This window comes from Neoroseomonas rubea, from assembly GCF_016106015.1.
Classification (GTDB): Bacteria; Pseudomonadota; Alphaproteobacteria; order Acetobacterales; family Acetobacteraceae; genus Neoroseomonas; species Neoroseomonas rubea.
The window spans coordinates 16,488-36,691 of sequence record NZ_JACADQ010000008.1 but is presented as its reverse complement, the minus strand read 5'-3'; the positions used below and the strand labels follow the sequence as shown (position 1 = coordinate 36,691).

At 69.8% G+C, this 20,204-nt stretch carries 17 protein-coding genes; 8 read left to right on the top strand and 9 right to left on the bottom strand.

Translation table 11 applies throughout. The annotated features are described in order from the left end of the window. Nucleotides 1-54: 54 nt before the first annotated feature. From HW577_RS02245 to HW577_RS02215, 7 genes are all read left to right on the top strand, one after another. Nucleotides 55-1,674: an amidohydrolase gene (locus tag HW577_RS02245; protein WP_198374427.1), complete on the top strand. Its 1,620-nt coding sequence runs from the start codon at nt 55-57 to the stop codon at nt 1,672-1,674. Continuing rightward, a complete protein-coding gene (locus HW577_RS02240; RefSeq protein WP_198374426.1) occupies nt 1,668-2,609 on the top strand; it encodes an ABC transporter permease in 942 nt (313 codons plus the stop codon). The genes HW577_RS02245 and HW577_RS02240 overlap by 7 nt, the downstream gene beginning before the upstream one ends. Continuing rightward, nucleotides 2,606-3,481, top strand: coding sequence for an ABC transporter permease (locus tag HW577_RS02235; RefSeq protein ID WP_198374425.1), 876 nt, complete (start codon nt 2,606-2,608; stop codon nt 3,479-3,481). The genes HW577_RS02240 and HW577_RS02235 overlap by 4 nt, the downstream gene beginning before the upstream one ends. 17 nt (nt 3,482-3,498) lie before the next feature. Further along, nucleotides 3,499-5,097 carry an ABC transporter substrate-binding protein gene (locus tag HW577_RS02230; protein ID WP_198374424.1) on the top strand — a complete coding sequence of 533 codons (1,599 nt, stop codon included), beginning with the start codon at nt 3,499-3,501 and terminating at the stop codon, nt 5,095-5,097. A 12-nt stretch (nt 5,098-5,109) separates the two neighbouring features. Further along, a complete protein-coding gene (locus HW577_RS02225) occupies nt 5,110-6,543 on the top strand; it encodes an amidohydrolase family protein (RefSeq protein ID WP_198374423.1) in 1,434 nt (477 codons plus the stop codon). 173 nt (nt 6,544-6,716) lie between these two features. Beyond that, nucleotides 6,717-7,703 (top strand): ABC transporter ATP-binding protein, encoded by a 987-nt coding sequence (locus HW577_RS02220; RefSeq protein WP_198374422.1) that lies wholly within the window; start codon nt 6,717-6,719, stop codon nt 7,701-7,703. Further along, nucleotides 7,700-8,770, top strand: coding sequence for an ABC transporter ATP-binding protein (locus tag HW577_RS02215; RefSeq protein WP_198374421.1), 1,071 nt, complete (start codon nt 7,700-7,702; stop codon nt 8,768-8,770). Before HW577_RS02220 ends, HW577_RS02215 begins: the two co-directional genes overlap by 4 nt. 6 nt (nt 8,771-8,776) lie before the next feature. Here HW577_RS02215 and HW577_RS02210 read toward each other — a convergent pair whose 3' ends face one another. From HW577_RS02210 to HW577_RS02200, 3 genes are all read right to left on the bottom strand, one after another. After that, on the bottom strand, nt 8,777-9,550 hold the full coding sequence (locus HW577_RS02210) for an SDR family NAD(P)-dependent oxidoreductase (protein WP_198374420.1): 774 nt from the start codon (nt 9,548-9,550) through the stop codon (nt 8,777-8,779). A gap of 99 nt (nt 9,551-9,649) precedes the next feature. Then, the gene (locus tag HW577_RS02205; RefSeq protein ID WP_198374419.1) at nt 9,650-10,717 is read right to left on the bottom strand and encodes a ketopantoate reductase family protein; all 1,068 of its coding nucleotides are present in this window, start codon (nt 10,715-10,717) and stop codon (nt 9,650-9,652) included. 15 nt (nt 10,718-10,732) lie between these two features. After that, nucleotides 10,733-11,686 (bottom strand): Gfo/Idh/MocA family protein, encoded by a 954-nt coding sequence (locus HW577_RS02200; RefSeq protein ID WP_198374418.1) that lies wholly within the window; start codon nt 11,684-11,686, stop codon nt 10,733-10,735. Between the two features lie 112 nt (nt 11,687-11,798). Between HW577_RS02200 and secD the strand changes: the two genes are divergently transcribed. Further along, nucleotides 11,799-14,369, top strand: a complete 2,571-nt coding sequence (secD, locus tag HW577_RS02195; RefSeq protein WP_198374417.1) for a protein translocase subunit SecD — start codon at nt 11,799-11,801, stop codon at nt 14,367-14,369. Nucleotides 14,370-14,433: 64 nt separating this feature from the next. Here secD and HW577_RS02190 read toward each other — a convergent pair whose 3' ends face one another. From HW577_RS02190 to HW577_RS02165, 6 genes are all read right to left on the bottom strand, one after another. After that, nucleotides 14,434-15,603, bottom strand: coding sequence for an iron-containing alcohol dehydrogenase (locus tag HW577_RS02190; RefSeq protein WP_198374416.1), 1,170 nt, complete (start codon nt 15,601-15,603; stop codon nt 14,434-14,436). Continuing rightward, complete coding sequence (gene mmsB / locus HW577_RS02185) at nt 15,603-16,484, bottom strand: 3-hydroxyisobutyrate dehydrogenase (RefSeq protein ID WP_198374415.1); 882 nt, start codon at nt 16,482-16,484, stop codon at nt 15,603-15,605. Before mmsB ends, HW577_RS02190 begins: the two co-directional genes overlap by 1 nt. 63 nt (nt 16,485-16,547) lie before the next feature. Next, a complete protein-coding gene (gene lpxB / locus HW577_RS02180) occupies nt 16,548-17,711 on the bottom strand; it encodes a lipid-A-disaccharide synthase (RefSeq protein WP_198374414.1) in 1,164 nt (387 codons plus the stop codon). Further along, nucleotides 17,708-18,607, bottom strand: coding sequence for a carbon-nitrogen hydrolase family protein (locus tag HW577_RS02175; protein ID WP_198374413.1), 900 nt, complete (start codon nt 18,605-18,607; stop codon nt 17,708-17,710). Before HW577_RS02175 ends, lpxB begins: the two co-directional genes overlap by 4 nt. Then, nucleotides 18,604-19,203: a GNAT family N-acetyltransferase gene (locus HW577_RS02170; protein ID WP_198374412.1), complete on the bottom strand. Its 600-nt coding sequence runs from the start codon at nt 19,201-19,203 to the stop codon at nt 18,604-18,606. Before HW577_RS02170 ends, HW577_RS02175 begins: the two co-directional genes overlap by 4 nt. Before the next feature lie 44 nt (nt 19,204-19,247). Continuing rightward, on the bottom strand, nt 19,248-20,186 hold the full coding sequence (locus tag HW577_RS02165) for a formylglycine-generating enzyme family protein (RefSeq protein ID WP_198374411.1): 939 nt from the start codon (nt 20,184-20,186) through the stop codon (nt 19,248-19,250). Nucleotides 20,187-20,204: the final 18 nt, after the last annotated feature.

Genomic DNA, 20,204 nt, shown 5'->3' with positions numbered 1-20,204 from the left:
AACGGCATCGCGCGGCGGGTTGACGCGGCGCCGTCGCACCGTGACAGTTTCGCCATGTCCGCCGATCTCCTGCTTTCGGGCGGCCGCATCTTTCGCGGCCTTGCACATGGCTTCACCGATGCGTTGGCGGTCAAGGATGGCCGCGTGCTGGCGCTCGGCGCCGAGGCGCTGGACGCGGCGGGGCAGGCCACGCGCCGCGTGGATCTCGGCGGGCGCGTGGCAATCCCGGCCTTCAACGAAGCGCATATGCACCTGCTGCCCCATGGGCTCGGCCTGTCGCAGGTGAACCTGCGCGCGGAGGAAGTGCGCACGCTGGACGAGGTGCTGCGCCGGATCGGGACGGCCGCGCAGGCTGCGCCGAAGGGCGCTTGGATCCTCGGCCGCGGCTATGATCATGCCGAGCTCGATGTCGAGCGGCACCCGCTGGCCGCCGAACTCGATCGCGCCGCGCCGGACAATCCCGTCGCCATCGTGCGCACCTGCGGCCACATGGCGGTGGCGAACAGCATGGCGATGCGGCTCGCCGGCGTCGGGCACAATACGCCGGACCCAGAGGGCGGCGTGATTGAGCGCAAGGGCGGGCAGCTCACCGGCCTGTTCCAGGAGCGCGCGATGCGCCTAGTGCGGGACGTGATCCCGCCGCCTGACCATGCCACGATGATCGGCGCTATCGAGGCGGCCTGCACGCATCTCGCCTCGCTCGGCTTCGCCTCCGCCACCGACATGAATGTCGGCATGACGGCGGGGATGGCGGAGGTCGATGCCTATGAGGCCGCGAAGGCGGCGGACCGGCTTCCGCTGCGCATGTGGCAAGTGCTGGCGGGCAATCCGGAAGGTATCGCGCAGGACGCCTGGGCACGCGGCATGCGGCCGATGCAGGGCGATGACAGCCTGCGATGGGGTGCCGTGAAGGTGTTCGCCGATGGCAGCGCGGGCGGGCTCACCGCGGCCTTCTTCGAGCCCTACCTCGCCAGCGCGGGCGGCGGCACGGGCGTCTTCACCTTCCCGGACGAAACGATCCACGCGCTGCTCAAGCTGTATCACGAGCAGGGCTGGCAGCTCGACATCCACGCCATCGGCGATGCGGCGATCGAGCAGGTGCTGCTCGGCATGGAGGCGGCGGACAGCGCCGCGCATCCCTTCGCCGGGCGGCGGCACCGGATCGAGCATTGTGGTTTCGTCACGCGCGACCAGCGGCGGCGGATGAAGGCGCGCGGCATCCTGCCCGTGCCGCAGCCAGTCTTCATGTACGAATTCGGTAACCTCTACGTGAAGAACCTCGGGCGGGAACGCTCCGAGCACGCCTATCCGATGAAGACCTGGCTAGAGGAAGGGCATCATCCGGCCGCATCGTCCGACTGCCCGGTCTCGACCGTCGATCCCTTCGTCAACCTCTTCACCATGCTGACGCGGAAGACGAACCGCGGCACGGTGATGGGGCCGGAGCAGGCGCTCACGGCCGAGGAAGCCGTGCATTGCTACACTTGGTGCGGCGCCTACACCCAGTTCGCCGAGGATCGGCGCGGCACGCTGGAGCCCGGCATGCAGGCCGACATCGCCGTCCTGTCGCGCGATGTCTTCGCCATCGCGCCCGATGAGGTCCTGCGCACGGAAGCCGACCTGACGCTGCGCGAGGGCGTGGCCCTCTTCGACCGCCATGGTGCCTTGTGCTGAGGCACGCGATCCATCGGTTGCTGCTGGCGGTGCCGGTCATGTTCGGCGTGATCCTGATCGGCTTCCTGCTGATGCAGGTGGTGCCGACGGATCCCGCCACAGTCCGCGCCGGCCCGACCGCCACACCCGACGTGATCGCCGCGATCCGCGCCGACCTCGGGCTGGATGAGCCGCTCTACGTCCAGTTCGGCCTGTACATGTGGCGGCTGGTGCAGGGTGATCTCGGCGCCTCCATCATCAACAACGTGCCGGTCAGTCAGGAACTCGGGGCGACGATCGGTCCGACGCTCGAACTGATGGCGGCGAGCCTCGTATGGTCGATTCCGCTCGGCATCCTGATGGGCACGCTGGCGGGCTATTGGCGCGGGTCGGTAATCGACCGGCTGATCATGGCGCTGTCGGTCGCGGGCGTCTCCGTGCCGGTCTTCTTCCTGGGCCTGGTGCTGATCTGGTTCGTGGGCTTCCAGTGGCAGTTGCTGCCCTTTACCGGACGCGGCGGTCCGTTGTGGACCATGGACGGTATCCGCTCGATCATCCTGCCGGCGGTTACGCTCGGCGGCGTCTTCGTCGGCCCCGTGGCGCGGATGACGCGGACGGCGGTGCTTGATGTGCTTTCGGCGGACCATGTGCGCACGGCGCGCGCCAAGGGGCTGACGGAACGGCTCGTCGTACTTCGCCACGCGTTGCGCAACGCGCTGGTGCCGGTGGTCACGCTGATCGGCTTGCAGATCGGCTTCCTGCTCGGCGGCGCCGTGGTGACGGAGACGGTGTTCTCCTGGCCCGGCGTCGGGCGGCTCGCGGTGGGTGCGATCCTGTCGAGCGACTTCCCGATGGCGCAGGGGACAATCATCGTCCTGTCGCTCGGCTTCATCGTCGTCAACCTGACGGTGGACATGCTCTACGCGGCGCTCGACCCGCGGGTGCGCGGCGCATGAGTGCGACGGCGGAGACGAACGAACCGATAGCGCCACCGCGGCCTGGCATCCTGGCGAGGCTGTTGCGGGAACCGGCGGCGGCCTTCTCGCTGGTGCTGGTCGTGCTGATCATCGCCGCCGCGGTCCTCGCCCCGTGGCTCGCGCCCACCGACCCCTACGACAACGACCTGAGCAAGGCGATGCAGCCACCGGGCAGCGAGGGCCTGCCGCTCGGCGCCGATGCGCAGGGGCGGGACATGGTCACGCGGCTGCTCTACGGCCTGCGCGTCTCGCTGATGATGGGGCTCGCGGCGGTGGCGCTTGGTGGCTCCTTCGGCGCGCTGCTGGGCTTCCTGGCCGCATTCTACGAACGCTGGCTCGGCGGCCCGATCATGCGGCTGGTCGACATGCTGCTCTCCTTCCCGGCGATCCTGGTGGGGCTCGCCATCGCGGCGATCTTCGGGCCGGGCATCTTCTCCGTCGTGCTGGCGCTGTCGGTCGCGACGGTGCCGCTGATGGCGCGCATCGTGCGCGGTAGCGCGCTGGTGGTCATGCGGCTGGACTTCATCGAGGCAGCACGCGCCACGGGAATGACGGATGCGCGGTTGATCTGGCGGCATCTGGCGCCGAACTGCCTGTCCGCCATCTTCGTCTTCGCGACGCTGCGCTTCGGGCAGGTCATACTGCTCGGCTCGGCGCTGTCCTTCCTCGGGCTCGGGGCACAGCCGCCGACGCCGGAACTCGGCGCCATGGCGAGCGAGGGGCGCAACTTTCTCTTCTTCGCGCCCCACATCGCCGTCGTCCCCTGCATCCTGATCTTCATCGTCGTGCTCGCCTTCAACGTCCTCGGGGACGCCTTGCGGGACGCACTCGACCCCAGGCTTCGCGTATGAACGGGAGAACCGGAACCATGAGGAAGATGCTCGCGGCCGCGTTGCTGACGCTGGCCGGGACGCTGCCGGCGGCCGACGCGCTGGCCCAGGCGACCAATCCGCGCAACACGCTGGTGGTGCTGCGGGAGATCGACTCCGACAACTACGACCCGCCGCGCTCGACCGCGCGCTCGGCGGGCGAGGTCGTCTACATGATGAGCGACACGCTCGTCGCACTCGACTTCGACATGCAGACCATCCGCCCGCTGCTCGCCGAGCGCTGGGAAGTCAGCCCGGACGGCAAGACCTACACCTTCCACCTCCGCCGCGATGTGACCTTCTGCGACGGCAAGCCATTCACCGCGGAGGATGTGGTCTATTCCATCAATCGGTGGATCGACCCGGCGACCCGCAGCCCCGTCCGCTGGCGCGCGGGACCTGTGCGGGAAGTGCGCGCCCGGGATTCGCACACCGTCGAATACGAGCTGAACGAGCCCTTCGGTGAGCTACTCTACCAGCTCACGCTGTTCTTCGCCTCGATCGTGGACCGCAACACGGTCGAGCGCCTCGGCCAGAATTTCGGCGTCCAGGGCTTCAACGGCACCGGGCCCTTCTGCTGGGTGTCCTGGACGCCGCGGCAGGAACTCGTGCTCCAGCGCCACCCCAACTACCGCTGGGGGCCTGCGGGGATGTACCAGAACCCAGCCCCGCAGGTGGACCGCGTGGTCTGGCGCATCGCGCCGGAAAGCCAGACGCGGCTCGCCGCGCTGCAGACGGGGCAGGGGGACGTGACGCAGTACATCCCGGCGATCGCGGTTCAGACGCTGCAGCGCACGCCCAATGTGCGGATGTCCCAGCAGGCGAACTACTTCTGGGATCACTTCATGGGCTTCAAGGTGGACAAGCCCGTGGTCAACGACCCGCAGGTGCGCCGGGCCATCAACATGGCGGTGAACCGCGACGCGCTGGTGCGGGCGACCTGGTTCGGCACGGCGGTGCCGGCGGACGCGTACCTCAATCCGGCAACGACGGGCTTCGATGCCGAGGCTGCGCGCCTGGTGCCGCGTTTCGACCCGGACGCGGCACGCCGCGTGCTGGACGAGGCCGGCTGGCGGATGGGCCCGGACGGCATTCGCGTGAAGGACGGGCAGCGCGCCACCTTCCTCGTCTACGGGCTGCAGACGCAGGCGGCGCAGCAGTATCTCCAGGCGGTGCAGGCGGACCTCCGCCGCGTCGGGCTCGAGATGCGCATCCAGCTTTGGGATGCGACGGTCGGCTGGGGACGGCTCGCGACGCAGGAATTCGACGCCTTCGTCATGTCCTACCCCTATGTGACCGCGACGGACGCCTTCTCGCTGTACTTCAACAGCGCCAACCGCCCGACGCCGAACCGGATGAACTGGTCCGACCCGGCGACGGACGCCGCGCTGCGGGAAGCGCAGACGGCGGTCGACCCCGCGGTGCGCGCCGCCGCCATCGCGCGCGCCCAGCGCATCATCGCCGAGGCCAATGTGTGGCTGCCCGTCGCGCGCGAGCAGCTCTGGGTCGCTTCCTCCCAGCGGGTGGAAGGCGTGCGCGCGCACGGCATCTACGGGGTCGCCCTCTACAAGGGCCTCGATATCCGGCTGACGCGGTAAGGAGAGACCGGCATGGCCATCACCCTCATCAAGAACGCGGAGCTCGTCGTCGGCTGGGATGCGACGGCGAAGTCCCACAGCTACATGCCCGACACGGATGTCGCCTTCGACGGCGGCACGATCACCTTCCTCGGCCGCGGCTATGAAGGCGCGGCCGAGACGGTGATCGAAGGGCGCGGGCTGATGGTCATGCCCGGGCTCGTGAACATCCATTCGCACCCGTCGAGCGAGCCGCTGAACAAGGGCTTCCTCGACGAGATCGGTTCGCCCGGCCTCTACAATTCGTCGCTGTACGAGTACATGCCGATCTTCCGGGCGGATGCGGAAGCGGTGCCGCATTGCGTGCGCGTCGCACTCTCCGAGCTTCTGCTTTCGGGCGTCACGACGCTCGCCGACCTCTCCATGGCGCATCCGGGCTGGCTCGACCTCCTCGCCGAGGCCGGCATGCGCGTTTGCATCGCGCCGATGTTCCGCTCCGCGCGCTGGTTCACGAAGAACGGCCACGTCGTGGAATACGAGTGGGACGAGAAGGCCGGCGAGAAGGCGATGGAGGAAGCCCTCCGCCTCATCGAGCGCGCCGAGCAGCACGAATGCGGCCGCCTCTTCGGCATGGTGGTGCCGGCGCAGATCGACACCTGCTCGGCCGGCCTGCTGAAGGACAGCCATGCCGAGGCGAAGAAGCGCGGCCTGTCCTGGCAGATCCATGCCGCCCAGTCGGTCGTGGAGTTCCACGAGATCACGCGCCGACACGGCACGACGCCGATCGGCTGGCTCGATTCCATGGGGCTGCTGGGTGAGCGCAGCATCATCGGGCACGGCATCTTCCTCGACGACCATCCCTCCACCCGCTGGCATACCGAGACGGACCTGAAGCGCCTGGCCGAGACCGGCACGACCGTCGCACATTGCCCGACCGTCTTCGCGCGCCGCGGCATCGCGATGAAGGACCTGGGTCGCTACATCCGCAGCGGCGTGAACATGGGGATCGGGACGGACACCTATCCGCACAACATGCTCGATGAGATGCGGCTTGCCGCGCACATCGCGCGGACCCAGGCGGGCAATCCGCGCACGCTGCGCACGACGGACCTGTTCAACGCCGCGACGATCGGCGGTGCGATGGCGCTCGGACGCGATGACATCGGGCGGCTCGCCGTCGGATGCAAGGCGGATTTCTCGCTGGTCGACATCACCCATCCGATGATCCGCCCGGCCTATGACCCGATCCGCAGCCTGATCTATTCGGCGGGCGACCGTGCGCTGAAGGCGCTCTATGTCGACGGCAACAAGGTGGTGGAGGACGGCGAGGTTCTGACCATGGACTATCGCCAGGCGGCCGAGCACCTGCATGAAGCGCAGAAGCGCGTCGCCGCGGGCGTGCAGCAGCGCGACTGGGCGCATCGTTCGCCGGAGAAGATCGCGCCGCCGACCTTCCATTGGTCGTGAGCGTCGTGTTGCGACGGGAGGGGCGCCGCCCCTCCCGGACCCTCCCCGCCAGAGGCCGAAAGACCTCTGCACACCATCACCGCGCCAAGCGCCAGAGTGTCGGTTTCCAAAGGCCCTTCGGCGTTTGGTGGGGTGGTCTGGAGGGGCAAGGCCCCTCCGGGATGTCCTGATCGATGTCCGACGACCTCCTGCGCATCGAAGCCCTGCGCACTGTCTTCCGCACACATGGCGGTGAGATCGCCGCCGTGGACGGGGTCGACCTTTCCGTCCCCCGCGGCCGCACCCTTGGCATCGTCGGCGAGTCCGGCTGCGGCAAGTCCGTGCTCTCCTTGTCCGTCATGCGCCTCGTCACCCATCCTGGACGCGTGGCGGCGGGGCGCGTGCTTCTGGAAGGGCGCGACCTGCTGGCGCTGTCCAACGCCGAGATGCGCGACGTGCGCGGCAGCCAGGTCGCGATGATCTTCCAGGAGCCGATGACCAGTCTGAATCCTGTGCATACGGTCGGCTTCCAGATCACCGAGGCGATGCGCGCGCATGATACGCGCGCCTCGAACGCGGAACTCCGCAACCGCGCGATCGAGGCGCTGACGCGTGTGCGCATCCCCGCGCCGGAGCGCCGCTTCGAGGAATACCCGCACCAGCTTTCCGGCGGCATGCGCCAGCGCGTGATGATCGCGATGGCGCTCGCCTGCCAGCCGAAGCTGCTGATCGCGGACGAGCCCACCACCGCGCTCGACGTGACGGTGCAGGCGCAGATCCTGGACCTGCTGCGCGACCTCCAGCAGGAGACGGGGATGTCGATCATCCTCATCACGCACGACCTCGGCGTGGTCGCCGAAATGGCGGATGAGGTCGCGGTGATGTATGCCGGGCGCGTCGTGGAGCGCGGTGCGGCGGGCGCGATCTTTGCCGACCCGATGCATCCCTATACGCTCGGCCTGCTCGGCTCGATCCCACGCCTCGATGAGGAACGCGAGAACCTGCTCGCCATCGAGGGCAGCGTGCCGCCGCCCTTCGCCCTGCCGAAGGGTTGCCGCTTCCACCCACGCTGCCCCTTCGCGTCGGAACCGTGCCTCAAGGAACCGCCGCCGCTGCGGGAGGTTGCACCCGGCCACCAGGCCGCCTGCATCCGCGCGCCGGTCGAGGCCTTCGTCGCATGAGCGGACCGCTGCTCGAGGTCACGGGCCTCGCCAAGCACTACCCCGTCCGCAAGGGGCTGATCCTCGCGAAGCAGGTCGGCACGGTGCGCGCGGTCGATGGCGTCTCCTTCTCGCTGGACCGCGGGGAAACGCTGGCGCTGGTGGGTGAATCCGGTTGCGGCAAGTCCACGACGGCGCGCCTCGTGCTGCGGTTGATCGAGCCCAGCGCCGGCGCGATCCGCTTCGAGGGCAAGGACGTGACGCGCGTCTCTGGCGCCGCGATGCGCGCCATGCGCCGGCGCATGCAGATCGTCTTCCAGGACCCCTATGCCAGCCTGAACCCGCGCTTGACCGTGGCCGAGACGATCGCCGAGCCGATGCAGGTGCACGGCATCGGCAATGCCGCGTCCCGCCGCGCGCGGGTGGCGGAACTGCTCTCCCTTGTTGGCCTGCGCGCCTTCCACGCGGAACGCTACCCGCACGAATTCTCGGGCGGGCAGCGCCAGCGCATCGGCATCGCGCGCGCGCTGTCGGTGCAGCCGGACCTCGTGGTGTGTGACGAGCCGGTCTCGGCGCTGGACGTCTCGATCCAGGCGCAGGTGGTGAACCTGCTGAAGGACCTTCAGCGGCGCCTCGGCCTGTCCTATCTGTTCATCGCGCACGACCTGGCCGTGGTGAAGCACGTCGCGGACCGGGTGGCGGTGATGTATCTCGGCCAGATCGTGGAAACAGGGCCGAAGCGCGACCTGTTCGCGGCACCGCGGCACCCATATACGCGCGCGCTGCTCGCGGCGATCCCGCATCCGGATCCGCAGCGGCGCGGGCAGGTGAAGCCGCTCGGCGGCGACGTGCCCTCGCCGATGAACCCGCCGCCGGGCTGCCGCTTCCACACGCGCTGCCCCTTCGCGCAGGAACGCTGCCGGACGGAGGCACCCGCGTTGCGCACCCTCGCGCCCGGCCACGACGTCGCCTGCCACTTCACGGAAACCCTGCCGCCGGCCGGCCTCGACTTCAGCGGCGGCCTCTCCGATGTCGCCGCACGCAGGCTCGCCCTCTATGCCGACGCAAAGGCCCGGAACGCGGCCTGACGGGCCTCAGGGCTGCATGTGGCTGCCGCCATCCTCGAGCCAGTTCTGGCCGGTGATGAAGGACGCCGCGTCGGAGAGCAGGAAGCAGATCAGCGGCGCGACCTCCGCCGGCTGCGCCACGCGGCCCAATGGAATGCGCGCCAGCGTCTGCTCCCGGAACCGGTCCGACCGGATCGTCTGCGTCATCGGCGTCTCCACCGTGCCGAAGCCTACGCTGTTCACGCGGATGCCGTAGCGCGCCCATTCCCGCGCCGCCGTCATGGTGATGCCATACAGCCCCGCCTTCGCCGCCGAGTAGTTCACCTGCCCGATCGAGCCCCGCTTGCCCGCAGTGGAGGAGATGTTGACGATCGCACCTGGCGTTGCCTCGCCCTTACGGGCGCGGGCGATCATGTGCCGTCCGACCGCCTGCTGCATCAGATGGCAGGCGGTCAGATTCACGTCGATCACCGCCTGCCATTGCGGCAGGGTCATCTTCTCGATCATCGCGGGCCGCGTGATGCCGGCGTTGTTCACCAGGCCATGCACCGCGCCGAAGCGCGCGACAGCGTCATCCACGATGCGCCCGCAGATGGCCTCGTCCGTCACGTCGCCCATCAGCGCCAGCGTCCGGTCGCCGGCAAGCGCCGCGGAGACGGCGGCGAAGGTCTCCGGGTTGCGCTCGATCATGACCAGGTTGGCGCCGAGCTCGAGCACGAGTTCGGAGATGGCGCGGCCGATACCCTGGCCGGTGCCGGTGACGATGACCGTGCGGCCGGTCAGGGCCATAGGGTTGCGCATGCGGTCCTCTCCTTGTCGATGAGAGCCGGGGGAGGGGAACCTCCCCCGCGCCCCCTCCCTTCTTTATCCCTCCGCCCTCGATGACGGGCGGTCGCATGGCTAGTTCAACCGCAATCCTCGGATCAGGTCCGGCGAGGGCTTCGCCTCGCCGCGCTCCACGCGCTTCACGATCTCGGTCAGCGCCGCATTGGCGCGCGCCTCGATGCCGACCTCCTTGCCCTTCGCCACGACGAAGCCGTTCAGGAACTCGATCTCGGTGCGGCGCCCCTTCACCATGTCCTGGCCCATGGAGGCACGATGGGCGCCGCCGCCGGGCTTTTGCGTGTCCGCCAGCCGCTGGGCGTCATAGGCCGCGCGCGCTTCCGCATCGCCCTCGCCGGCGCGGGCGATGACCTCCGCGTCGAGGTGGAGGATCTCCTCGAGGTCGTAGCCCAGCGCCTGGCCGACGCGGATCGCCTCGCTTCCCAACCGCGCGGAGAAGGCGCGGATCGCATCGTCCGCCGTTGCTTCCTTCGCGACCAGCCCCGTCGCCGCGGCGATGCCGTTGCCCATCACGTTCGCCACCAGTTTCGACCAGCGCTCGCCCCAGAGATTCGTCGTGGTCAGGGCGGAATCGGACAGGGCGAGGAGGGAGGTGACGAACGCCGCGCGCGGGGAAATTCGCCCATGCGGCTCGCCCACGCGGTAGACCGTGTGCGACGCGCCGGATTTGCCGGCGGCGCGCTTCACCAGCCCCGGCCCCGTCAGCTCCACCGTGATCAGCGATGCGATCGCGCCCAGCACGCGCCCCCAGCCGACGATGCCCGCGATCGTTTCCTCGTTGATGCAGTTCTGCAGGGAGACGACGTAGCCGCCAGGCGACAGATACTGCGCGATCATCGTCGTCGCCCAGGCGGTGTCGTAGGACTTCATGCAGACGAAGGCGATGTCGACCGGGCGTTCCTTGGCGAAGGACTGCAACTCGGTGATGTGGATCGCGCGGACCGGCACGGTGAACTCCGGCACGTCCTTGAGATGCGCGACGGTCAACCCCTTCGCGCGCATCGCCTCCACATGCTCGGGCCAGGGGTCGATGAAGGTCACGTCGTGGCCGGCCTGGGCCATGTAGGCCCCCGCATAGCCCCCGACCGCGCCCGCGCCCACGATGGCGATGCGTGGCTTGTCCATTGCTGCGTTTCCCCCTCAGTCGCCGCGGATCGCGGCCTCCACGGCAAGCGCGACCTTCAGCGCCCGCCGCCCGGCCGCACCGTCCACCAGCACGGGCGCGCCGTCCAGGCAGGCGGCGACGAATGCGGCCTGCTCGGCTTCCAGGCTGTCATGGTCGGTCCAGGTGGCGCGGTCGATGCCGGAACCCGGCATGGTCGCGACGGGTTCCGCCCCGCCGCGGCGCATCACGGCCAGCGAGCGTTCGAGGAAGTTCACGCTCATCTCGCCCTCGGTGCCGAGGACGCGCAGCCGGCGCTCCATGGCGAGCGACACGCGCGACGCGGTCAGAACCGCGGCCCGCCCGCCGGGGAAGCGCAGGCGCGCCACGGCGAAGTCAGGGTGCTGCGACACCACGGCGGCGCCGACCGCCTCGACCGCGTCCGGCTCCCCGCCCGCCAGGTCCATCACCAGGTCGAGGTCGTGGATCATCAGGTCCAGCACGACCGAGACGTCGAGGCTGCGCGGCCGGAAGGGCGCCGCACGGACCGCATCCCAGGACAGGGCGCGCCCGCCGGAGGGGGCTTCCGTCACTGCGCGGAAGGCGGCCGAGAAGCGCTCGATATGCCCGACCTGCAGCACGCGGCGCCCCGCGGCGGCCGCGGCGATCAGCGCATCCGCCTCATCCAGGGTCGCGGCGATCGGCTTTTCCACGAAGACATGCCGCCCGGCCGCGAGCGCGGCGCTGCCGAGGCCGAAATGAAACCGGGTCGGGGCGGCGACGATCAGGGCATCGGCAGCGCCGATCAGCGCCTCCGGCGCCATTGGGGTCGTGCCGGTCTCTGCCGCGACCGAAGCCGCCCGGGCCGGATCGGCATCATGCAGGCCAACAAGCCGCACCCGTGGGTTGGCCGAGGCCTTCAAGGCATGGAAACGGCCGAAATGGCCGACGCCGAGGATGCCGAGGGCGAGTCGTCCGTCCGATACGTTCATGGGGTGGTCCTAGACCGGAACGGCCGTGCCGGAAACCGGACCGGCGGGGTTGCATCGGCAGGGGGGGCTCGCCATTGTCCGCCGTCTGGAACAGGGGGGGTCACACCCGCTCATGCTGCATTTCGCGCGCTGGAAGACGGTCGCGATCCTGTTGGTCTGCTTCGTCGGCTTCGTGGTGAGCCTGCCGAACCTGATGCCGCGCGCGGTCTTCCCGGAATGGTTCCCACTGCGCCAGATCAGCCTCGGCCTCGACCTCCGCGGCGGGTCGTACCTGCTGCTGGAAGTGGACCTGAACACGGTCGTCCGGGAACGGCTCGATTCGATGGTGGACGGGGCGCGCACGCGGCTCCGCACCGCGAATGTGCGCTACGTGAATCTCGCGGCGGATGCGCCGAACCGGCGCATGGGGCTGCGCGTGACGGATGCGTCGCAGGTGCCCGCGGCGGTCACGGCGCTGCGCGAACTCGCCAACCCCGTGCAATTGCCGACCGGGCAGAGCGTCCCGGATATCGAGGTGACGAGCGGCGCCGACGGGCAGGTCTGGGCGACGCTGACCGAGGCCGGCCTCCGCGCCAAGGCAAGCGGTGCCGTCGAGCAGTCGATCGAGATCGTCCGCCGCCGCGTGGACGAGACGGGTGTGGCGGAAGCCCTGATCGCCCGCCAGGGGCAACAGCGGATCCTGGTGACGCTTCCCGGCGTCGAGGACCCGGACCGCATCAAGAACCTGCTCGGCCGCACCGCGCGCATGACCTTCCACCTGGTGGATGAGGCCGCGTCGCTCGCCGCCACCCCGCCGCCCGGCGTGATGTTCCTGCCCGGAGAACGGGAAGGGGAGCGCTTCGCCGTGCGCCGTCGCGTCGAAGTCGATGGCGCCAACCTGACCAACGCCCGCGCGGGCCAGGACAGCCGCACGGGCGAATGGGTGGTGAACTTCACCTTCGACAGCGTCGGCACGCGGCGCTTCGCGGACATCACCCGCGCCAATGTCGGCCGGCCCTTCGCCATCGTCCTGGACGAAAAGGTGATCACCGCCCCCGTGATCCGGGAGCCGATCACGGGCGGGCAGGGGCAGATCAGCGGGTCCTTCACCGTGCGCTCCGCCAACGACCTGGCGGTGCTGCTGCGCGCCGGCGCGCTGCCGGCGCCGCTGACGGTGGTGGAGGAACGGACCGTCGGACCGGAACTCGGCGCGGACGCGATCCGCGCGGGCACGATCGCGCTCGCGGTCGGTACGCTGTTCGTTTTTCTCTACATGGGGCTGGCCTACGGCCTGCTTGGCTGGTTCGCGAACATCGCGCTGTTCGTGAACCTCGTCCTGCTGATCGCCTTCATGACGCTGATCGAGGCGACGCTGACGCTGCCCGGCATCGCCGGCATCGTGCTCACCCTCGGCACCGCGCTCGACGCTAATATCCTGATCAACGAGCGCATACGCGAGGAAGTGCGCAACGGACGAAGTCCGATCAATGCGCTGGAGGCGGGCTTCACCAAGGCGTCCGGCACGATCCTGGACTCGAACCTGACGAACCTCATCGCCATGGCCTGCCTTTACGGTTTCGGCTCGGGCCCGGTGAAGGGCTTCGCGGTCACGGTCGCGGTCGGCACCATCGTGCAGATGTGGACGGCGACGGTGCTGACGCGGCTCTTCGCCTCCTGGTGGTACCGGCGGACGCGGCCTAAGGAATTGCCCGTCTTCCAGCGGCCGGGCCTGTCGCTGATCGAGCGTCTGCGGCGTCCGCTGTTCCGGATCTTCCCCGACGACACGCATATCCCCTTCATGAAGGGTGCGCGGATCGGCCTCGTCGTCTCTGCGCTCCTCTCATCCGCTTCCGTCGCGATCGCCTTCTGGCCGGGGCTCGAGAAGGGCATCGACTTCAAGGGCGGCATCGAGATGGAGGTACGTACGCCGGGCCCCGGTGACATCGGCGCGCTGCGCGCGGCGGTGGGCGGCCTGAATCTCGGCGATGCGACGCTGCTGCAGTTCGGCGATCCATCCACCTTCGCGTTGCGACTGCCGGCGCAGGGCGATGAGGGCGCGGTACAGCGGGCAGTGAACGCGGTGCGCGGGGCGCTGGAACAGGTGGCGCCGGGCACGCGCATCCTGCGGGTGGAGGCGGTCGGCAACCGCGTGTCCGACGAGCTCTTCATCGGCGGGATGATGGCGCTCGGCCTGTCGTTCCTCGCGATGCTGCTCTACATCTGGTTCCGCTTCGAATGGCAGTTCGGCGTCGCGGCCATCACAACGCTGATCCTGGACGTCACCAAGACCATCGGCTTCATGGTGCTGTTCCAGATCGAGTTTAACCTGACGACGATCGCCGGCATCCTCACGGTCATCGGCTTCAGCGCGAACGACAAGGTCGTCGTGTTCGACCGGATGCGGGAGAACCTGCGCAAGTTCAAGACAATGCCGCTGGACGAGCTGGTGGATCGCTCGATCAACGAGACGATGAACCGCTCGCTCGGCACCTCGATGACGCTGCTGCTCTCGGCGCTGCCGCTCGCCTTGTTCGGCGGCGACACGCTGGCGGGCTTCGCCTGGGTGATGGTGGTGGGCATCGTGATTTCGGCGGGTTCGTCGGTGTTCATCGCCGCGCCGATCGTGCTCTACAGCGGCCGCAACCGCCTGCGCCGCGGCGACGAGGATGCCGCCGCCCCCGCCGCCAAGCCCGCGTCCAGGTGATGGTTTCCAAAGGCCTTTCGGCCTTTGGTGGGGGAGGTTTCGGAGGGGGCGACGCCCCCTCCGCCTATCCGTTCCAGGCGCGCCGGTAGAGCGCGATGATCTCCTCGGCGCTCGGCACTGCCGGATTGTTGCCCGGGCTTCCGCTCGCCAGCGCCTGCCCCGCCATGGTCTCGAGCAGCCCATCCCACTTCGCCGGATCGATGCCGTAGCCAGCTGGCGTCGGCACGGCGAGGTCGCGGTTCAGGTCGCGCAGTTCCTGCAGAAGTTTCGCCGCCGCGGACTGGTCGCCTTCGGCTGCCGTCGCCACGCCCATCGCGCGCGCCGCCTCCGCATATCGGGGCAGTGCGGCGTTGAGGCTGAACTCGGTGACGGCTGGCAGCAGCATGGCGTTGGACAGCCCGTGCGGCACGTGGAAATGCGCGCCGATCGGCCGCGACATGCCGTGCACCAGCGCGACCGAGGAATTGCTGAAGGCGATGCCGGCGAGTGTCGCGCCCTTCATCATCGCCGCGCGTGCGACGGCGTTGGATGGCTCGCGGTAGACGGTGCGCAGGTTCGGCGCGATCAGCCGCATGGCGCGCAGCGCGTATTCATCCGCCTCGTCATTGGCGCGCTTGGATACGAAGGCTTCCAGCGCATGCGTCAGGCTGTCGATGCCCGTGTCGGCGGTGGTGCGCGGCGGCACGCTGAAGGTCAGCTCGAAATCCACCACGGCGGCGAGCGGCAGTGCGCCGAGCCCGGCGATCAGCATCTTCTCGTCGCGCTCCGTGTCGGTGATGACGGTGAAGCGCGTCGCCTCGCTGCCCGTGCCCGCGGTGGTGGGGATGCAGATGACGGGCAGGGCGGCGCGGTTCGCCTGCGCGGGGACCTTGAAGTCCCGCATCTTCGCCCCGGCCGGCGCGGCGCCGAGGATCGCCATGGCCTTGGCCGTGTCCATCGGGCTGCCGCCGCCGAAGCCCACCAGGCAGTCGTAGTCACCGGCCTTCATCGCGGCGACGCCGGCCTCGATCACCGTGTCGGTCGGGTCGGGCACCGTCTCGCTGAACACGGATGGCGAAAGCCCGGCCGCGCGCAGCGGCGCCAGCGCCTTCTCGACGGTGCCGGAGGAGACCATCCAGGGATCCGTCACGACCAGCGGCTTCGACAGGCTAAGCTGCCCCAGAACCTCGGCGAGCTTGCCGACGGCGCCGCCGCCGATCATCAGCAGGCGGGGGGAGACGAAGCTGGTGGTCATCACGCTTTCCCTTCGCGGATCATCTCGATCACGCCCGAAAAATCCCTGGCCGCGCCACCGCCTTCGACGAAGCGACGATAGAGGTCGAGCGCATGCGCCCCGAAGGGTGTCGCCACCCCCGCATCCTTCGCCGATTGCTGCGCGAGGCCCAGATCCTTCGCCATCAGCGCGGCCGAGAAGCCCGGCTTGTAGTCCCGGTTCGCCGGGCTTCCCGGAACGGGCCCTGGCACCGGGCAATAGGTGGTCAGCGCCCAGGATTGCGCGCTCGACTTCGAGGTGACGTCGAACAGCGCCTGGTGCGACAGACCGAGCTTCTCGGCGAGCACGAAGGCCTCGCAGGTCACGGCCATGGTCGCGGCCAGCATCATGTTGTTGCACAGCTTCGCCGCCTGGCCCGCGCCGGGGCCACCGCAATGGACGATGGTGCGACCCATCGCCTCCAGCACCGGCCTGGCACGGGCGAAGGCGGCGTCGCTGCCGCCGACCATGAAGGTGAGGGTGCCCGCTTCCGCGCCCATCACGCCGCCCGAGACCGGCGCGTCGAGGAAATCCCGCCCGCTGGAGGCTGCCGCGACCTCGCGCGCCGATGTCACGTCGATGGTGGAACAGTCGATCAGCAGCGCGTCCGGGGCTGCGGCCGCCATCATGCCGCCGACGCCGAGCCAGGCGTCGCGCACATGCTGGCTCGCGGGCAGCATGGTAATGACGATTTCGGCTCCCGTCGCCGCTTCGGCCGCCGTCGCGGCGCGGCGCGCGCCGGGCACGCCTTCGATCGCCCCGGGGGCGAGGTCGAAGCCCGCGACCTCATGTCCTGCCTTGATCAGGTTGCGCGCCATCGGCGCGCCCATATTGCCCAGGCCGACGAAGCCGATCCGTGCCATCTGCCGTTCCTTCCCTCCGCGTTGGGCGAAGGGTAGGTCGGCCGCGCGCGGTGGGGAAGGCGGTCAGGCCGGCGCCGGTTCCAGCATGCGCAGCACCGCTTCCGCCGCGGCCGCCGATGGCAGGCCCTCCGGCGCGCGCAGATGGGCCAGCGCCTCGGCGAAGCCAGCGCGCTGCGCGGCGGCGATGGCAGGGTCCAGCATGGGCGCGAGCAGCCCTTCGGCCAGCGCCTCCGGCGTGCAGGCTTCCTGCAGCCGTTCCGGCACCACCTCGCGCTCCGCGAGCAGGTTCACGAGCGAGGCGTGTGGCACCTTGACCAGCCGCCGCACGATCGCCGCCGTGATCGGGTTCACGCGATAGGCCACCACGTGGGGGATGCCGGCGACCGCCATTTCCAGCGACGAGGTGCCGGACTTGATCAGGCCGGCGCCGCCGGACTGCGCGACGGCGGCGAAGGCGTCGTGCTTCGCGTCCTGGCCATCGACCAGGATCGGGGCGACGGTCCAGTCGCGCGCGGCGGCACGCACCGCGTCGGCCACGATGGGCGCGACGGGCAGGACTGGCCGCAGGCCCGGCAGGCGCGCCGCAGCGATGTGCAGCGCCGCGCCGAACACCGGCAGCAGGCGCGACGCTTCCATCCGCCGGCTGCCCGGCATGACGATGACGGGGCGGTCCGCTTCGGTTAGCCCGTGCGCCGCGCGGAAGCGCGCGGCATCGCCGCGGTCCGCGCCGCTTTCCAGCACGGGATGACCGACGAAGGTCACGGGAATGCCGGCGGCCTCGAAGAAGATCGGCTCGAAGGGCAGCAGGCACAGGATGCGGTCCACCTTGCGCCGCAGCTTCATCACCCGCCCCGGCCGCCAGGCCCAAACCTGCGGCGCGACGTAGTGCACGATCGGAACGCCGATCGGCTTCACCATCTCCGCGAGCCGCAGCGTGAAGCCCGGGCTGTCGATGGTGACGAGTACGGCCGGCCGGCGCGTCGCGACATCCGCCGCGGCATCCGCGAGCAGGCGCTTGAGGCGGAAGATCTTGGGCAGGACTTCCAGCAGCCCCATCAGCGCGAGTTCCCGGTAGTCGAACAGGCTGGGGACGCCCTGTTCGGCCATGCGCGGCCCGCCGATGGCGGCGAAGTGTAGATCGGGACGCCGCGCGCGCAGCGCGGCGATCAGCCGCGCGCCGAGCACGTCGCCCGAGGCCTCCCCGGCGACGATGTAGACGAGCGTCATGCGAAGACGGCCGGTGCCGGCCGCGCGAAGCGGGCGGATGGCCAGTCCCGATGGTTCAGCACCTGCCCATCCTTCCTCACCGCGTCGAGCCGCGTCGGATCGAGCGTGCAGAACACCCAGCCCGGCTGATCGAGCGCCCCGCGCGCCAGCACGCCATCCTCGGGGAAGCCCCGATCGACCGGCCCGAAGACCGCCGCATGGCCGCGGTTCACATCGAGCGCCGCGGACCAGGGCGCGAGGCCCACGGTCGGCGTGATGGCGACATAGCACTGGTTCTCCATCGCGCGCGCCTGCGCGCCGATGCGCACGCGGTTGAAGCCCGCGACGGTGTCGGTGCAGGACGGCGCCAGGATCAGCCACGCCCCTTCCTGCACCTGCACGCGCACATGCTTCGGGAACTCCACATCGTAGCAGATGGAAATGCCGATCCGCCCCCAGGGCGTGTCGAAGACCTTCGGATCCTCGCCGCGCAGCACACCCCAGCGCTCGCTCTCGAAGCGCGTCATGGCGCGCTTCTCCTGCATCGCCATCCGCCCGTCCGGGGCGATCAGCGGCGCGCGGTTCACGACGGTGCCGTCCGCGCGCCGCATCGGCAGGGTGCCGGGCAGCAGCCAGACACCGAGGCGCCGCGCGGCATCGCGCATGGCGTCGAGGATCGCCGGCGCGGCGGCGATCATGGCGGCGAGTTCGGTCGCCTCGTCCGTCGCCTGGTCGCCGACGAGCCCCGCGCCGAGTTCGACGCAGGCATATTCGGGCAGCACGAGCAGGTCGGCCCCCGCGCGGCCTTCCTCGAGCCGCGCTTCCAGCGCGCGCGCAAAGTCCGCGACGCCGGCCGGCCGGCCGACGCCGTACTGCAGCAGGCCGAGGCGCAACGTCCGGGCCTCCGGCGCGCTCACAGCGGATCCTTGACCCAGAAGCCCAGGGCGTGCGGCGTCTCCCGGTCGTCGCCGACCTCCTTCCAGTCGAAGACGACGGAGATATCGGCGCGCCTTTCGTAGCCGCGCTTGCGCCAGAAGGCGTCGAGCGGGACATAGTCGCGCGGGCGGCGCGGATCGTTGTCGTTGCGCGTCACGGCGCAGAAGGCTGCCGCCTGGAGGCCAATTCCTCGCGCATGCGCTTCGCGCAGTTCGAAAAAGCGGACGCCTGCGCCGCGGCCTCGAAACTCGCGCAGCAACACGCTTTCCCCGAAGTAGCAGAAGCGCGCAGGATCGATGCCCCGGTCCCGGAAGGCGGCCGGCACGCGTGCCGTCGCTTCCGTCATCGGCTGGCAGGTGGCGCAGCCCACCACGCGCTCGCCCTCGATCGCGGCGATCACCGCGGCGCCCGGGCTCTCGGCATAGGCGGCGAGGTAGCGCTGCTCATAGGCTTCCTCCCCGTCATACAGATAAGGCCAATCGCGGAAGACGGCGATGCGCAGGCCGGCCAGCCGCGGCAGCCAGGCGCGCAGAGCGTCGCCGCGAAGCGTCTCGAAGCGGAGCGGGGCAGGGTCCATGGCGCGATCCAATAGGGGTGCGCCGGAACCCGGGGAAGGGGGGATCAGCGCTCCCGCACCAGCCGGAAGCCGCCGAAGCTGTAGCGATCGGCCGCCTGGCCGCGGGCACGGTTGCCGGCGCGCACATACCAGGGCAGGTGGCTCCAGGAGCCGCCGCGCATGCCGCGGCTCGTGCAATCCCCCGTGGTGCGCGCGGCGCCGTCGCCGAGTTGGCCGTCAAGCGTCGGGTTCAGGCAGTCGGCGGTCCATTGCCAGACATTGCCCAGCATGTCGTTCAGGCCGAATGCGTTCGGCCGGAAGCTGCCGACCGGGGCCGTGTAGACATGCCGGTCGTTGCAGCGGAAGGTGAATTGCGGCCTGCGATCGAGGTTGAGAGCCATGGCAAGGGACAGGTCGGCGACATTGCCGAACTCACAGGCCGCGACCTGCGCTTCGCCCCAGTATCGGGAGGTGGTGGTCCCGGCGCGCGCCGCGTATTCCCACTCGGCTTCGGACGGCAGCCGGTAGGTCCGGCCGGTACGCCCGGAGATCCAGGCGGCATAGGCGTTGGCGTCGTCCCAACTCACGCAGACGACAGGATGATTGTCGGCCTGCTGGAAGCCTGGCGCACGCCAGGTCAGGCCTGGACGTTCCTGGTATTCGTAGGACGTGCCGCTGTTCACGAAGGACCAGCATCCCTCCGTGGTCGGGTGCCCGGTCGCCGCTACGAAGGCGGCGTACTCGGCGCGCGTTACCGTATTGCGAGCGATCGCGAGGCCGGCGGCGATCGTCACGCGGCGCTGCGGTTCGGACCGGCCGCGCAGGTCGAAAGGCACGCCCTCGCGCTCCTCCTCCCCTCGCGGAACGCCCATCGTGTAGGTGCCGGCGGGAAGGGGAAGCATCTCGGGACAATCGGGACAGTCGCGAATGCTGCGCTGGCCCACCTGGGCCAGGGCCGGGCTGGCGCCCAGCAGCAGGAACGCGATCAGGAGGGTGCGGCGCATCGACGACTCCGGCACATC

Excerpts from the sequence above, each read along its gene's own strand:
- HW577_RS02245 (WP_198374427.1), top strand. The coding sequence starts at position 55 with ATGTCCGCCGATCTCCTGCTTTCGGGCGGCCGCATCTTTCGCGGCCTT.
- HW577_RS02235 (WP_198374425.1), top strand. The coding sequence starts at position 2,606 with ATGAGTGCGACGGCGGAGACGAACGAACCGATAGCGCCACCGCGGCCT.
- HW577_RS02230 (WP_198374424.1), top strand. The coding sequence starts at position 3,499 with ATGAGGAAGATGCTCGCGGCCGCGTTGCTGACGCTGGCCGGGACGCTG.
- HW577_RS02225 (WP_198374423.1), top strand. The coding sequence starts at position 5,110 with ATGGCCATCACCCTCATCAAGAACGCGGAGCTCGTCGTCGGCTGGGAT.
- HW577_RS02220 (WP_198374422.1), top strand. The coding sequence starts at position 6,717 with ATGTCCGACGACCTCCTGCGCATCGAAGCCCTGCGCACTGTCTTCCGC.
- HW577_RS02215 (WP_198374421.1), top strand. The coding sequence starts at position 7,700 with ATGAGCGGACCGCTGCTCGAGGTCACGGGCCTCGCCAAGCACTACCCC.
- HW577_RS02210 (WP_198374420.1), bottom strand. The coding sequence starts at position 9,550 with ATGCGCAACCCTATGGCCCTGACCGGCCGCACGGTCATCGTCACCGGC.
- HW577_RS02205 (WP_198374419.1), bottom strand. The coding sequence starts at position 10,717 with ATGGACAAGCCACGCATCGCCATCGTGGGCGCGGGCGCGGTCGGGGGC.
- HW577_RS02200 (WP_198374418.1), bottom strand. The coding sequence starts at position 11,686 with ATGAACGTATCGGACGGACGACTCGCCCTCGGCATCCTCGGCGTCGGC.
- secD (WP_198374417.1), top strand. The coding sequence starts at position 11,799 with ATGCTGCATTTCGCGCGCTGGAAGACGGTCGCGATCCTGTTGGTCTGC.
- HW577_RS02190 (WP_198374416.1), bottom strand. The coding sequence starts at position 15,603 with ATGACCACCAGCTTCGTCTCCCCCCGCCTGCTGATGATCGGCGGCGGC.
- mmsB (WP_198374415.1), bottom strand. The coding sequence starts at position 16,484 with ATGGCACGGATCGGCTTCGTCGGCCTGGGCAATATGGGCGCGCCGATG.
- lpxB (WP_198374414.1), bottom strand. The coding sequence starts at position 17,711 with ATGACGCTCGTCTACATCGTCGCCGGGGAGGCCTCGGGCGACGTGCTC.
- HW577_RS02170 (WP_198374412.1), bottom strand. The coding sequence starts at position 19,203 with ATGGACCCTGCCCCGCTCCGCTTCGAGACGCTTCGCGGCGACGCTCTG.
- HW577_RS02165 (WP_198374411.1), bottom strand. The coding sequence starts at position 20,186 with ATGCGCCGCACCCTCCTGATCGCGTTCCTGCTGCTGGGCGCCAGCCCG.